The following is a 272-nucleotide window of genomic DNA, read 5'->3' as shown; positions in this document are numbered from 1 at the left end:
CCTGAAGGGCTGGTTCGATCGCGTGCTCACGAACGGGTTCGCCTACGGCACGGTCGACCCCGAGAGCGGCGTGCCGCTGCGCTACGGCGCCGGACCCCTCGCGGGCCGGCGGGCGCTGGTGATCGTCACAGCCGGTGAGGACGAGCGATCCATCGGTCCGCGCGGCATCAGCGGAGACATCGACTCGCTGCTCTTCCCGGTGACGCACGGCACCCTCTGGTACACCGGGATCGAGCCGCTCGACCTGCATGTCGTGCACGACGCCGACGGCC

General features: G+C 71.0%; 1 protein-coding gene. It reads left to right on the top strand.

The window, feature by feature from the left end; all coding sequences use genetic code 11:
* Positions 1-272 (top strand): NAD(P)H-dependent oxidoreductase (locus SB660_RS20625; RefSeq protein WP_410584207.1); only part of this gene is annotated, 272 nt, incomplete at both ends.

The sequence above is a fragment of the Bacillus sp. SIMBA_005 genome, from assembly GCF_046535585.1.
GTDB classification, from domain to species: Bacteria; Bacillota; Bacilli; order Bacillales; family Bacillaceae; genus Bacillus; species Bacillus pumilus.
The sequence above is the reverse complement of the archived record's forward strand: the minus strand, read 5'-3'. Positions and strand labels throughout refer to the sequence as shown.